The sequence below is a fragment of the Nocardia colli genome, from assembly GCF_008704205.1.
GTDB lineage: Bacteria > Actinomycetota > Actinomycetes > Mycobacteriales > Mycobacteriaceae > Nocardia > Nocardia colli.
Genome location: NZ_VXLC01000033.1, coordinates 1 through 12,234 on the forward strand (window position 1 = coordinate 1; position 12,234 = coordinate 12,234).

17 protein-coding genes and 1 pseudogene are annotated in these 12,234 nt (G+C 66.6%); 6 read left to right on the forward strand and 12 right to left on the reverse strand.

The genetic code is table 11. The annotated features are described in order from the left end of the window. Window positions 1-46 precede the first annotated feature (46 nt). Entirely contained in the window at window positions 47-400 is a 354-nt protein-coding gene (locus F3087_RS40800; RefSeq protein ID WP_150407540.1) for a hypothetical protein, read from the reverse strand. 264 nt (window positions 401-664) lie between these two features. Here F3087_RS40800 and F3087_RS40805 point away from each other — a divergent pair, with 264 nt between their 5' ends. Then, a complete protein-coding gene (locus tag F3087_RS40805; RefSeq protein WP_263407280.1) occupies window positions 665-1,060 on the forward strand; it encodes a nitroreductase family deazaflavin-dependent oxidoreductase in 396 nt (131 codons plus the stop codon). A gap of 57 nt (window positions 1,061-1,117) precedes the next feature. Here the strand turns inward: F3087_RS40805 and F3087_RS40810 are convergent. The 3 genes and pseudogenes from F3087_RS40810 to F3087_RS40820 form a co-directional block, all read right to left on the reverse strand. Beyond that, window positions 1,118-1,510, reverse strand: a pseudogene (locus F3087_RS40810) (arsenate reductase ArsC); the annotation flags it as partial. Between the two features lie 16 nt (window positions 1,511-1,526). Beyond that, window positions 1,527-2,264, reverse strand: a complete 738-nt coding sequence (locus tag F3087_RS40815; RefSeq protein ID WP_150407542.1) for an aquaporin — start codon at window positions 2,262-2,264, stop codon at window positions 1,527-1,529. After that, a complete protein-coding gene (locus F3087_RS40820; protein WP_150407543.1) occupies window positions 2,261-2,629 on the reverse strand; it encodes an ArsR/SmtB family transcription factor in 369 nt (122 codons plus the stop codon). The genes F3087_RS40815 and F3087_RS40820 overlap by 4 nt, the downstream gene beginning before the upstream one ends. Before the next feature lie 117 nt (window positions 2,630-2,746). Between F3087_RS40820 and arsM the strand changes: the two genes are divergently transcribed. Continuing rightward, a complete protein-coding gene (gene arsM, locus F3087_RS40825; RefSeq protein ID WP_150407544.1) occupies window positions 2,747-3,574 on the forward strand; it encodes an arsenite methyltransferase in 828 nt (275 codons plus the stop codon). Window positions 3,575-3,839: 265 nt separating this feature from the next. Continuing rightward, window positions 3,840-4,139: a hypothetical protein gene (locus tag F3087_RS40830; RefSeq protein WP_150407545.1), complete on the forward strand. Its 300-nt coding sequence runs from the start codon at window positions 3,840-3,842 to the stop codon at window positions 4,137-4,139. Between the two features lie 118 nt (window positions 4,140-4,257). Here the strand turns inward: F3087_RS40830 and F3087_RS40835 are convergent, their stop codons facing one another. Together F3087_RS40835 and F3087_RS40840 are read right to left on the reverse strand one after the other, a co-directional pair. Next, entirely contained in the window at window positions 4,258-4,611 is a 354-nt protein-coding gene (locus F3087_RS40835) for a hypothetical protein (protein WP_150407546.1), read from the reverse strand. Between the two features lie 109 nt (window positions 4,612-4,720). After that, on the reverse strand, window positions 4,721-5,449 hold the full coding sequence (locus F3087_RS40840) for an alpha/beta fold hydrolase (RefSeq protein ID WP_150407547.1): 729 nt from the start codon (window positions 5,447-5,449) through the stop codon (window positions 4,721-4,723). A 153-nt stretch (window positions 5,450-5,602) separates the two neighbouring features. Between F3087_RS40840 and F3087_RS40845 the strand changes: the two genes are divergently transcribed. After that, window positions 5,603-5,968, forward strand: coding sequence for a winged helix-turn-helix transcriptional regulator (locus tag F3087_RS40845; protein WP_150407548.1), 366 nt, complete (start codon window positions 5,603-5,605; stop codon window positions 5,966-5,968). Window positions 5,969-5,973: 5 nt separating this feature from the next. On the opposite strand, the gene F3087_RS40850 is transcribed toward F3087_RS40845, so the two are convergent. After that, entirely contained in the window at window positions 5,974-6,804 is an 831-nt protein-coding gene (locus tag F3087_RS40850; protein ID WP_150407549.1) for a helix-turn-helix transcriptional regulator, read from the reverse strand. 101 nt (window positions 6,805-6,905) lie between these two features. On the opposite strand from F3087_RS40850, the gene F3087_RS40855 reads away from it, so the two are divergent. Together F3087_RS40855 and F3087_RS40860 are read left to right on the forward strand one after the other, a co-directional pair. Continuing rightward, window positions 6,906-7,688 carry an SDR family NAD(P)-dependent oxidoreductase gene (locus tag F3087_RS40855; protein WP_223885734.1) on the forward strand — a complete coding sequence of 261 codons (783 nt, stop codon included), beginning with the start codon at window positions 6,906-6,908 and terminating at the stop codon, window positions 7,686-7,688. Continuing rightward, entirely contained in the window at window positions 7,685-8,449 is a 765-nt protein-coding gene (locus F3087_RS40860; protein WP_150407550.1) for an SDR family NAD(P)-dependent oxidoreductase, read from the forward strand. The genes F3087_RS40855 and F3087_RS40860 overlap by 4 nt, the downstream gene beginning before the upstream one ends. A gap of 57 nt (window positions 8,450-8,506) precedes the next feature. On the opposite strand, the gene F3087_RS40865 is transcribed toward F3087_RS40860, so the two are convergent. The 5 genes from F3087_RS40865 to F3087_RS40885 form a co-directional block, all read right to left on the reverse strand. Beyond that, window positions 8,507-8,689: a 2-hydroxymuconate tautomerase family protein gene (locus F3087_RS40865; protein ID WP_040738949.1), complete on the reverse strand. Its 183-nt coding sequence runs from the start codon at window positions 8,687-8,689 to the stop codon at window positions 8,507-8,509. A gap of 102 nt (window positions 8,690-8,791) precedes the next feature. Beyond that, a complete protein-coding gene (locus F3087_RS40870) occupies window positions 8,792-9,664 on the reverse strand; it encodes a LysR family transcriptional regulator (RefSeq protein ID WP_150407551.1) in 873 nt (290 codons plus the stop codon). 48 nt (window positions 9,665-9,712) lie between these two features. After that, complete coding sequence (locus F3087_RS40875; protein WP_150407552.1) at window positions 9,713-10,519, reverse strand: alpha/beta fold hydrolase; 807 nt, start codon at window positions 10,517-10,519, stop codon at window positions 9,713-9,715. Window positions 10,520-10,598: 79 nt separating this feature from the next. Then, window positions 10,599-11,093 (reverse strand): hypothetical protein, encoded by a 495-nt coding sequence (locus F3087_RS40880; RefSeq protein WP_150407553.1) that lies wholly within the window; start codon window positions 11,091-11,093, stop codon window positions 10,599-10,601. A gap of 98 nt (window positions 11,094-11,191) precedes the next feature. Then, on the reverse strand, window positions 11,192-12,181 hold the full coding sequence (locus F3087_RS40885; RefSeq protein ID WP_150407554.1) for a zinc-binding dehydrogenase: 990 nt from the start codon (window positions 12,179-12,181) through the stop codon (window positions 11,192-11,194). Between the last annotated feature and the right edge of the window lie 53 nt (window positions 12,182-12,234).

Consider the following 12,234-nt stretch of genomic DNA (forward strand, 5'->3'; position numbering starts at 1 on the left):
TTGTTGGGGGTCTTCTTGCGTTTACGGGTATATCTCGCGAACCGAATTACTGCTGTTCGGTTCGCGGGCGAAGCGCATACGCCGGCACCAATTGATCCGGAACCCGAAGATCCGGCCGGCCATCGGCGTACTGCACGGTGAACGTCACCTTGCCCAACCAATCCCCGTCCACGGTCGGCACCCAATGCGTGAGCAACCCCGGGCGCTCACCACGCATGATCACCCCTGACCCATTGATGTGCCTGGGCGTGCCCGGATCGCGAATCACGATCGCGTCCAACCGAACCCACACCGGCTTCGGTTTCTCCACCGCCGTCCGGTAGTAGTGGCCCATCGCATTCGGATATGCCAACTCCGGCTCCGTGCCCTCGGTACGCTGCGGCTCATCACTCGAACCCATGTTCGAATCTTAGCGGATAGAGCATCCTTAAACCGACCGGCCGGTAGTGCGAGTTGGGGTTAGCCGAGCGAGCCACGAAGTTCTCGAGGACAAGGTCGCCGAGGATGTCGAGAACAGTCGGCGGGCTCCGTTCCTAGATGTAGAGCGGCCGTACGACCGCGCCTCACCCGACTGGAAAGGACCGCCGACATGGCCGTCGCCGAAGACCTCGACCGCGCTATCGACTCGCAATGGGACTGGGTCGCCGAACAGACCCGCACCTACATGGCCTCGGGCGGTACCGAGGGACACGAGAACAACGGTGTGCACATGCTCGTGCTCGCCACGACCGGCCGCAGAACCGGCCAGCCGCGCCGCAACGTCCTGATCTACGGCCGCTCAGGCGACGATCTCGTCGTCGTCGCCTCCAACGCCGGCGCCGACGACAACCCGGCCTGGTTCAAGAACCTCCTGACCGACCCGAGCGTCGGCGTCCAAGCCGGTACCCACCGTTTCACCGCTCACGCCCGAGTCGCATCCGCGGCCGAGCGCGCGACCCTCTGGCCCCAGATGGCACAGATCTTTCCCCTCTACGACGAGTACGCCCAGCAGACCGACCGCATCATCCCGATCGTCCTGCTCACCCCGGAAACCGAACCTCGCTCGGATGCCCGCCAGTGACGACGTCCCGAGCGCCAGCAGCTTTCCGCGGCGATGGCTCAACGGCGGTGGGATATCGAGCTCGGTGAGTAGTTCTCGGACGTGGTGTTCGATTCGGTCGCGGATGGGCCGGACGGCGTCGATGCCTTTGCCTGCGGGGTCGTCGAGTTTCCAGTCGCGGTAGGAGACGCCGGGGAAGTAGGGGCAGGTGTCCCCGCAGCCCATGGTGATCACGACGGTCGAGGTCTCGACGGTGTCGGGGGTGAGGATTTTCGGGGCTTGGTCGGCGATGTCGATGCCGATCTCGGCCATCGCTTCGACGGCGATCGGGTTGATGGTGTCGGCCGGCGCGGTTCCGGCGGAACGGACTTCGATCGCGTCCCCTGCGAGGTGGGTGAGCAGTCCGGCGGCCATTTGCGATCGTCCGGCGTTGTGGACGCAAACGAACAAGACACTGGGTCTGGATGACATTGGCGGACAGTGCCTTTCAGTCGGCAGCGAGGTGGTGCGGAATGACGACGTTATCGGCGGCAACGGCAGTCCGGGGGTAGAGGATCGCGATCAGGCCGAGCCCGATCAGCGCGCCGATCAGTTGAGCGGCGACGAAACCGGGCGCGGAAGCAGGCGCGATCCCGGCGAAGGTGTCGGTGAAAATCCGCCCGAGGGTGACTGCGGGGTTGGCGAAGGAAGTGCTGCTGGTGAACCAGTAGGCAGCGCCGATCCAGGCCGCGACCGCCACCGGAGCCAGGACGGCGCGACCGGTGCGGGCCAGGGCGAAGACGATGACGATCAACCCGGCGGTGGCGACGATTTCCCCGAGCAGGTGCCCGCCGGTGAGGCGATGGTGAGTCGAGATCTGAACGGCGGCCTGGTCGAACATGACGTTTGCGATGACCGCCCCGGTGATCGCTCCGAGGCTCTGCGCCGCGCAGTAGGCGGTGAGGTGTAGTCCGGTCAGCCCGGTGCGGGTGTGGCGTCCGGCGAGCCAATCGGCCAGGGAGACAACGGGGTTGAAGTGAGCGCCGGAGACCGGGCCGAGGATCAGGATCAGCACGCCCAGGTCGAAGACGGTGGTGGTGGAGTTCTCCAGCAGCTGCAACCCGGTGTCGTGCGGTGAGAGCTGCTGGGCGGCGATGCCGGAGCCGACGACGACCGCGACCAAGGTGGCGCTGCCGAGGGCTTCGGCGGCCAGCCGCCGCGTCAGCGGCGGTGTAGTGGTCTTCATGCCGGGGTTGCGGCCAGGCCGGTCGGGATCAAGGCGTCGGAAAGTCGTTGCAGTGCAGCGGGAACGACCCGGTAGTAGACCCAGGTGCCGCGCCGCTGTGAGGTCAGCAGGCCTGCCTCACGCAGCACCTTCAAATGGTGGGAGATGGTCGGCTGCGAGAGCTCGAAGGCCGGTGTCAGCTCACAGACGCAGACTTCTTCACCGCCCGCAGCCGCGACCAGCGACAGCAGCCGCAACCGGACGGGATCACCCAGCGCTTTGAACGTGGCTGCCAGATCGGCGGCGGCAGCGGGGTCGAGTCGTTCGGAGACGGTGGTGCAGCAGCCGGTCGTGGAGGCGATCACCGGAAGTTCTTGTTTCGACACTCATCAATATTGACAGATATCTATTCAGCGCGCCAGACTTGCATCGACAGTCATCGATACAACCCGGTCATTGGGGCATCAACCTCCGTTCCGGGTGTTCCGAAAGGGAGTGTTTCCATGTCCGAGCCGATCAACGAACTGCGCGAGACTGTGCGCGAACGGTATGCGGCCGCCGCGGTGGCGGTCGCCGACGGCGGGACCGCCGAGGACTGCTGTGGCGGCAGCGATTGCTGTGCGACCGGGGCGATCGAGGTCGATGAGAACTTCGGCGCGAGCCTGTATGAGGCCGGCGACCGGGATGCGCTGCCGATCCAGGCGGTCGCCGCGTCACTGGGTTGCGGGAACCCGACCGCGGTCGCGGACCTGCGCGAAGGCGAGACCGTGCTCGACCTCGGCTCCGGTGGCGGGATCGACGTGCTGCTGTCCGCGCGCCGGGTCGGGGCGAGCGGCAAGGCGTTCGGGGTCGACATGACCGATGAGATGCTCGCGCTCGCACGGGCGAATGCGGCCAAGGCCGGGGTCGGCAATGTCGAGTTCGTCAAGGGAACGATCGAAGCGATCCCGTTGCCCGACAACACGATCGACGTGGTGATCTCCAACTGCGTGATCAACCTCTCGACCGACAAACCCGCCGTATTCGCCGAGATGGCGCGCGTGCTCGCACCAGGTGGACGGATCGGAATCTCCGACGTCGTCGCCGAGGACACCCTGACCCCTGACCAGCGTGCCGAGCGCGGAGACTACGTCGGCTGCATCGCCGGAGCGCTGTCGTTCGCGGAATACCGCGCCGGCCTGGCCGAGGCCGGGTTCACCGATATCGAGATCATCCCGACCCATTCCGTCGCCGACGGCATGCACTCCGCGATCGTGAAAGCCGTGAAACCCATCGACCAACCAGCCTCCCCGGAACCTGCGGCCTGCTGCGGGCCGACCTGCTGTTCCTAGACCTGTTGCGGCGCCGGTTGTATCGCGGCCCGGCGCCGCATCGGCGACAGACGTTGTGCTCGGTCACGCGTGGCAGATAACGGTCGAAATGTGAGCTGATCGAAAATCCGCTGTCGGGATTTCGACCACCGCCCTCTGACCGGGGTGCGAGGGTCTCGATGATGTGTATTGCAGGTAACGGACCACTCGGCCTGCCTCTCGGCGGTTGCTGAAATGTCGGTGGCGCGGTTTTCTTGATCAGGCAATTCGATCGCGAGGGGGTTCGATGCAGCTGAAAATATCGTGGCGAAGAGCGCCGAGCATCTTCACCGATCCGCCCATTCCGCTCGCGACCGAGCAAAGGCGACGCGGCCTGGAGAGCGCGCGCCAAGCCGCCCGGGCGGCCCAGCAGTCGCTGACATTGACAAAGAAGAAGCAATACCGGCGATATCGCCGTGGCGCAGGCAACGCCTACCTCGACTGGCCGCGCTGGAAGGCGGCTTACCTCCGCGAATACAACCGGCGCATAACACTGCACCCCGCCCAGGCCCACCACTACATCGGCAGCAGCATGGGCGGCCCCTGAAGTCGAGCGATTCAGTCCTTGTCGCGCGCGCCGGGTTCGCAATGCAGCAGCACCTGGAAGCCTCTCGATGCAGGCGAAGTGACCCCCGTTTCCGTTGAAACCAGCCCTGATGGTTCAGCTAGTTCCTGGTCGCTGATCTCGTTTGGTGATGTTCATGCCCGCAGCGGGTGTGGATTTCGGGATCGTTGTCGTCGCCGTTCGACCAGGTCGAGTTCCGGACCGGGGCGATGGAGTTCCAGGTGATGGACAGGTCGGCGAACTTCTGATGAGTGATCTCGGCTTGTTCACCGTCGAAGTTCATCAGCACCGGGCAGTCGGCGAACCATTCGTCCGCATCTTGATCCCATGCCAGCCAGCCACCGGAGAAACGTCGCCCGACCAGCGCTACTAATCGTGGGCCATGAGCTGACTCGATAGCGGCGCGCCCGGTGACCCATTCTGGCTGGTACTGCTGGATTCCGAAGTAGGCCACCGCTCGATTATCGGCGAGCCGCGACTGTCAGCCGGTCGGCGCAGACGAAACGGGTGTGTCACGTAGTTGCCGAACAGTCTCGTCTCGCCTGGCTGCGGGCATCATCCCGCTACTGGCTGAGTTCGAGCAGGAGTTTGCTGAGTTCGACGGGCATCGTGATCATGCAGTCGTGGCCGGTGGGTAACTCGCGGATCTGGGCGGGTGAACCGTTGGGTTGGGTGGCGGGGACGGGGCGGCGGGTGATGCCGGCCGGGGTGGCGCCGACGCAGTGGATGTGGGTGCGTGGGATCGATTGTGCGGCAGGGTTGTTCAGGTGGACCGGTTGCTGGAGGCAGCGCACGGGTTGGTCGGAGAGCATGGTGCGCAGCCAGGCTACGTCGGCGGGGTCGGTGACTCCGAACAGGCCGAGGGGGAGTGGGTGTTCGGGGAGCGGCGGGATGCGCCAGCCGCTGCCGGAACTGGCGGCGAGGTCGATCAGGGTTTGGCTGATGGGTTGGACGTCGACGGCGGTTTCGCCGTCTTCCGGGACCATCGCGTCGAGGTAGACGAGGTGTCCGATGCGGTCCGGAACCTGGTTCGCCACAGACGAAATGACCAGCCCCGCATAGCTGTGGCCGACCAGAATCACCTCGCTGAGGTCCTGCTCGCCGATCAGCGTGACGATGTCGTCGACGTGCGTATCCAGGCCCACCTCGGGGCCGAGCAGGTGCGCTTTGTCGCCGTAGCCGGTCAGCGACGGCGCGAGCACCCGGTGCCCGTCCGACTCCAGCAGCGGAACCACCCGCTCCCAGCAGCGTCCGCTGTGCCAAGCGCCGTGTACCAGCAGAAATGTTGACATGGTTGGAACGATCTCCTTTGCCGAGTGCGCCAGCAGACTGGCGGTCACCATTCATAACTCGGTACTCTTTGAGAACCATGACCCATGGTGATCGCTCGACATGTCCCGGGCAATAAGGCACATTTTTGTGCTCGGGTTCCTTGGAGGTAACCGATGACCGAGCCGGACAACGCATGCCGGGCCCGGGTGGTGCTCGGCATCGTCGGCGACAAATGGTCGTTGCTGGTCGTGCGCAATCTTCGAAACGGTCCGCGCCGCTTCACCGAACTCAAACGCGAGATCGACGGCATCAGCCAGCGCATGCTCACCGTCACCCTGCGCAGCCTGGAACGCGACGGCATCCTGACCCGCACGGTCCACAACGTCATGCCACCGCACGTCAGCTACGAACTCACCCCGATGGGCCTGACCCTGCGCGAAGCCACCGCACCCCTGCTGGAGTGGAGCATCGCGCATCTGGAGCGCATCGACGCCGCCCGCGCCGAATACGACGGTCGCCCCGCGACCGGTTTCGAGTGAGACGGTCAGGAACTCTCGCGCGCCGTGGCGGCGAGGGATCCGAGCAAAGTCAACGCTTCGCGACTCGGTGAACCAGGGTCGGCGTGATAGACGACCAGTGCTTGCCCAGGGCTGGAGCGGACGTCGAACGTTTGCATTGTGAGGGTGATCGGACCGACCGCGTGATGGTCGAACCGTTTGCTCTCCAAGGCTTTTCCGCGGGCGTCGTGGGTGGTCCACAGTTCGGCGAATTCGGGACTTCGGTCGAGTAATTCGGTGAGGACCTGCTGGATGCGCGGATCGTTGGGCGCCTCGCCGTAGCCGAGGCGGAAGCCGGCCACGGAATTGCGGGCGACGATCTGCCAATCGACGTAGAAGGTTTTCGCGGCAGGGTCGGTGAAGACGACATGCATCAGATTGCGGGAATGGGTCCAGTCGTGGAAGAGCGCGTCGGCGATCTCGTTGGAGGCGAGGACGTCGTTGGCGCGGTTGTAGACGATGGCCGGGTTGTCCGGCCAGGCGTCCATGAGCTGGAGCAGGCTCGGATCGACGCGAACGGGAACGGCGGCCGCGAGGGCGCGCGGACTGAGCCCGGCCAGCCGGAACAGATGCCCGCGCCCGTCCTCGTCCAAGCGCAGCGCGGCGGCCAGTGCGTCGACGACCTGCGCCGACGGACCGCGTTCGCGTCCCTGCTCGAGCCGCACGTAATAGTCGACGCTGAGTCCGGCCAGCAGCGCGACCTCTTCGCGGCGCAGGCCCGGTACCCGCCGGAGCCCGGTGGTCGCGAGGTTCACCTCGGCGGGTCGTACCTGGGCGCGGCGGGCGCGCAGGTAGTCGCCCAGCTCGGTTGGTGCCATGTCCGCATCGTAGGCCGGATCGCGCCGCCGTCCCTGGGTGCGTTACTCCCACGAGAACGGCTGCCTGCCACCGCGACCACGTTCCGGACACGCTGGTCGACGTGGAGAACAAGCAAAGCGAAACCATGTCCATCCCGGCCGGCTGGGATCTGACCGGCCGCGTCGCCGTCGTCACCGGTGCGGCCCGCGGCATCGGCCAGGCCACCGCCACACTGTTGCGGGCCCGGGGCGCGCAGCTGGTCGTCACCGACCGCCTCGACGCGGTCGAGCAGCTCGCCCAGCACGATCCCGAGCACGTCGCCGCGCTCGTCGGCGACGTCTCCGACGAGGAATTGGCCCGCGCCACAATGCGATTGGCGGTCGAGCGGTTCGGTCGACTCGACATCCTGGTCAACAACGCGGGCCGCACGCTGAACAAGCCGATCACCGAAACCAGTGTCGAGGAGTTCGATTCGATCCTCCGGATCAACGCGCGCGGCAATTTCGTGCAGGCGCGCGAGGCCTTCCGAGTGATGGAGCAGGGGAGTGGCGGGTCGATCGTGTCGATCGCGTCGGTCTCCTCGGTAGTCGCCTTCGCGACCCAAACCGCCTACGCCGCCTCGAAGGGCGCACTGGCGCAGATCACCCGGGTGCTCGCAATCGAAGGCGGGCCCAAGGGAATTCGCTCCAACGCCGTGCTGCCCGGGGTGATCGATACCGACATCATGGAGGGCGTGGTCGACAACGGCCGCGAGATGCTCGCCTCGTTCGGCTCGGCGCATCCGATCGGCCGGATCGGCAAGCCCGAGGAGATCGCCGAGACCGTCGCGTTCCTCTGCTCCGACGCGGCGGGCTTCATCACCGGTGCGCTGCTGGCCGTCGACGGCGGCTGGACCGCGCAGTGACCGCGCCGCCCGGTCGGCTCGCGGGCAGGGTCGCGCTGATCACCGGCGCGACCGGCGGCATCGGTCTCGCCACCGCGGAACTGTTCGCCCGCGAGGACGCGCAGCTGGTCGTCACCGACATCGACAGTGCTGCGGTGGAGGCGCTCACCGAGCGTCTTCGCGCCGACGACGCCGATGTCATAGGCGCTGAGCTGGATGTTTCCTCGGCCGAGCAATGGGCGCGGGTCATCGAGTCGACCCGTCGGCGGTTCGGCGGTCTCGACATTCTGATCAATGTCGCCGGCGTCGTGGACTGGGCTGGGGTCGAGGCTGCCGAGCAGGAATCCTGGGACCGCGTGATCGCGGTCAACCAGACCGGGACCTGGCTCGGAATGAAAACAGCCATGCCCCTGCTGCGCGCGTCCGGCGCCGCCTCGATCGTCAACACGTCATCGGTACTCGGCCTGATCGGCAGTGGCGGAGCCGCCGCCTATCACGCGTCCAAGGGCGCGGTCCGGCTGCTGACCAAGACCGCCGCCGTCGAATACGCGACCCGCGGCATCCGGGTCAATTCCGTGCACCCGGGCGTAATCGCCACTCCCATGATTCAGGGAATCCTCGACGAACAAGGAGACCAGCAACCCGACATCGTGCGCACACCCATGCGCCGCGCCGGCCTCGCCAGTGAGATCGCGTCGGCCATGCTGTTCCTCGCCAGTGCCGAATCCTCTTACGTGACAGGCGCTGAACTCGTGGTGGACGGCGGACTCACCGCTCATTGACGGTGACCGACCCCGCCGAGTGCGCGGCGGGGTCCAGTCCTCCCGATGAACGCGAAACTACTTGTCGGCAATGAACTTTCCGCCGACCGCGTATCCGTCGGCCGGGTACTCCTCGATCCAGACGTGTACCGACTCGGCGGGCGACTTGTAGGCGTCGACGAAGGCGTCGGTGATCCGGCGGACCAGCTCGCGCTTGGCTTCGTCGGTCTTGGGCAGTTGCTGGACAATGACATTCGGCATTGCGATCCCTTTCTCGGTGCCTGCTCCTCGTGTGGGCGGGCCTACCGACAAATCTGCTGCACAGCGCGGCCTTGTCCAAGAGCCGGTTCGCGCACGCAGCGATCACCGATCGTGATCGTCGAATTCGCAGGCGGCGAGCAGGATCTCCAGCGCGGGTGGTGCTGCGGCGGCCCGCACGATGAGCGCGGTTTCCAGCGAAAGGCCCGGTGCGGCAAGCGAACTGAACACCACCCTGGTGCTGCGGAGTTGCCGCGCGTGGGCGGCGTAGACGACGGTCCAGCTGGTATCGGAGCCGATCAGGGCCAGGGTGTCCGACAGCGCGGAGCTGACCGGTCCGGGCACCGGCTCGAATCCGGCCTCGTGGCAGGCGTCGACGACGAGGTCGACCAGCGGTGCGTTGGCGCGACGTTCGGTGAGCCGCAACGGATATGGCGCGAGATCGGCCAACGCGAGTTCGGCGGCGCCGGCCAGCGGATGCCGCGCCGAGATCGCGACCAGCAGCGGATCGTCCCACACCGGGATGCGCCGCAGCGCGGGATGATCGATCCGGCCGCGGAGGAACGCGGCGTCGAGCCGCCCGTCCAGCACCTGTTCGACGCGCTGCCGGGTGGACGCGGACACCGTCTCGACCCGCACCTGCGGCACCAGGCGTTCCATGATGCGATCGAGATGATCGCCGAGTCCGGTGCTGGTGCCGAGCCGCAGCGTCGCGCCCGGGACGAACCCGGTGATCGACGCCTTCGCGCGGGCGGCCGCGGCCAGTGCGTCCCGCGCGCCGGGCAGGAATTGCGCGCCGGCCTCGGTCAGCACGACCCGGCGCGGCGACCGGTCGAACAGTTCGACGCCCAGCTCGCGTTCCAGCTGACGAACCTGCTGGCTGACCGCCGATTGCACGATGTGCAGCCGCTCGGCGGCTCGCCCGAAGTGCAGCTCCTCGGCCACGGTGACGAAGTACCGGAGTTGACGCAATTCCACCGGCCCGACCCTACGGGCCGGGATGACCGCGCCGCCGCCACGCCGCGGTCACCGGTTCGACGGATCCAGCGCGGTCGCCCGGATGGCGTCGGCGACGGCCCGGAAATCCTTGCGCAGAATGTGCGAGTGGTTGCTCGGCACCTTCGCGCTGACCTGGATGTTCGGGTTGCGATCGAGCACAGGATCGAGCGAGGCGCGCGCCGCTTCCATCTCTTCCTCGCCGCCGCCGAGGTTGGCACCGGTGGCCAGGACGTAGCGCATCGGGCAGGTCACCTCGTCGAGGACCGGGGCGAGCGCGGCGTGCAGCTCGTTGGCCTCGATGTTGATGTCGGCGTGCTGCTCGGCGGACATGCGCGCGGCCAGGCCGAACGGGCGGGCCAGCGGCAGCAGGAAACGCATCTTGTGGAACAGCTTCCGGATCCGCTCGCGGCCTTCCTCGCCGGTCAGGCCGTAGGGCAGCGCGCCGTCCACCGACACGACGCCCAGCACGCGGTCCGGATGGCGCTCGGCCCAGTGCGCCGCGAGCAGCGCGCCGTAGGACCAGCCCACGATGATCGGGCGCGCCACGCCGGTCGCCGCGAGGACGGCGTCGATATCGCGCAGGCAGGCTTCGAAGGAGTAGTCCGCGGACTGCTTGGACTTGCCGCGGGCGCGCTCGTCGAAGGTGATGTGGCGGTATTCGCCGCCGAGCTCGGCGATCACCGGCCGCCACGGGCGCTGGTCGGCGTAGGAGCCGTTGAGGTAGATGACGGCCTGGCCGGAGCCGCGGGTGTCGGTCACCGACAGTGCGGTGTCGTCGACCGCGACCATTCCGGTCCAGGTCGAGGCGGTCGAGGTGTTCGCTGTGTTGGTCATGGGAATACTGTCGCGAGCCCGGCTGATACCGACCTGACGCTGACCTGACACGGCGACTGACACCGATCGGGCCGGGTGGTCAGTACGGCGCGGGCACGTCGATGACGAGTTCGGACGGGCTGGGGTTCGTGCTCACCTGGACCGCGACCCGGCCCGAGCCGGGGAGGGTGAAGAAGGCTGCGTTCCAGCCGTAATGGCCGTCGTGCTCGGTGGTCTTGGTCTCGGTGATGCTCGCACCGGAATCCAGATTGCTCATCGTGACCGTGGTGGTGACCTGGCAGTCGTTTCCGCCACCCGGCGTGGCGGACAACGAGCCGAACGGATTGTTGGCGGCGTCGGGCGCGAAATTCACCGTCACCCTGGCCGAGCTATCGATGAAATCCGCGAACTCACGGGCTTGCTGACCTTGGCTGGCCGACACCTCGGCATTGACCGTGCCCGCGCAGCCGGGTCCGACGTCGGCGTGCGCCGCGTCGAAATGCACCGGGTCCGCGGACGCCGGACCAGCGGACATTGCGATCGTGACCATCGGCAGGATCGACATCGCCGCAACCTTCAGAATGCCTCGCATCATGACTCCCGTCCTCAGCAGTGGATCGATCGGATCGTGCACTCGATATATCCAGCAATCATCCAGCAACGTTTCACGCTAGCAGAGCCGATCCGACGCCATCAATTAGTCCGAAGTCCCGCAGGCGTCACGACGAGCTTGCCCGTGGCCTGATTGTTCTCCATGTATCGATGGGCCGCGACGATATCGTCCAGTTCGAAGACGCGGTCGATATTCGGCCGATAAACACCGGCCTCGACCTCGTCGATGATTCGCTGCAAAACCGTCGCGTTGCCCTTCAGGCTGTTGCTGTGGAATGCGGTGAGTTTGGTGGCGGACGGGATCATCGCGATCGGTTCGAAGTCCTGGATCGACCATCCGCTGAGCGAGCCTGCCACGCAGACCGTTCCGCCGGGACGGACCAGGTTCAACGAGTTCACCGCGGTGTGAGCGCCGACCAGGTCTAGGACGTAATCGGGGCCCTCCGACCAGATCGTGTGCAGATCGATGGCCAGTGACGTTCCGTCGTCGACGAGCGGGTGGTCGACGCTCAGTGCATCAATCCGGTCCGGTCGACGCGTCGTCGCGGCGGTTTCGACACCGTGCGCGGACGCGATCGACGCGGCCGCCAGCCCCACCGACGAGGTCCCGCCGCGAATCAGCAGCCGTCCGTTTCTCGCGATGCCCAGCGCGTCCAATGCGCCGTGCGCCGTCAGATATGTCTCGGGCAGTGCGGCCAGCACGTCCCAGGGCAATGTCGAATCGACCGGCATCAGTAGGGAATTCGGCAGCAACGCATACTCGGCGTAACCGCCGTCGAACGCCCGGCCCATTTCGCCCATCACCGCCGCGACTGTCGCCCCTTCCGGCAGCCGGGGGTCGGTGGAGGCGGCCACGGTGCCCACGCATTCGATCCCGAGCACGCGCGGGAACAGCACGGTCGGGGAATGTCCCTGCCGGGTCCGCAACTCCGAGCGGTTCAGGCCCGTGCCTTTCACCTGCACCAAGCTCCAACCCTCCCGAACCGCGGGCACCGGCAATTCGCGGAGTTCCAGTACCTCGGGGCCGCCGGCTCCGACACATACGGCGGCTTTCATCGTCATATCGCGCATGCCTTCACTCTCGCGACAAGGCGGTGCGGCGGGCCACCGATAGGATGCCAAGT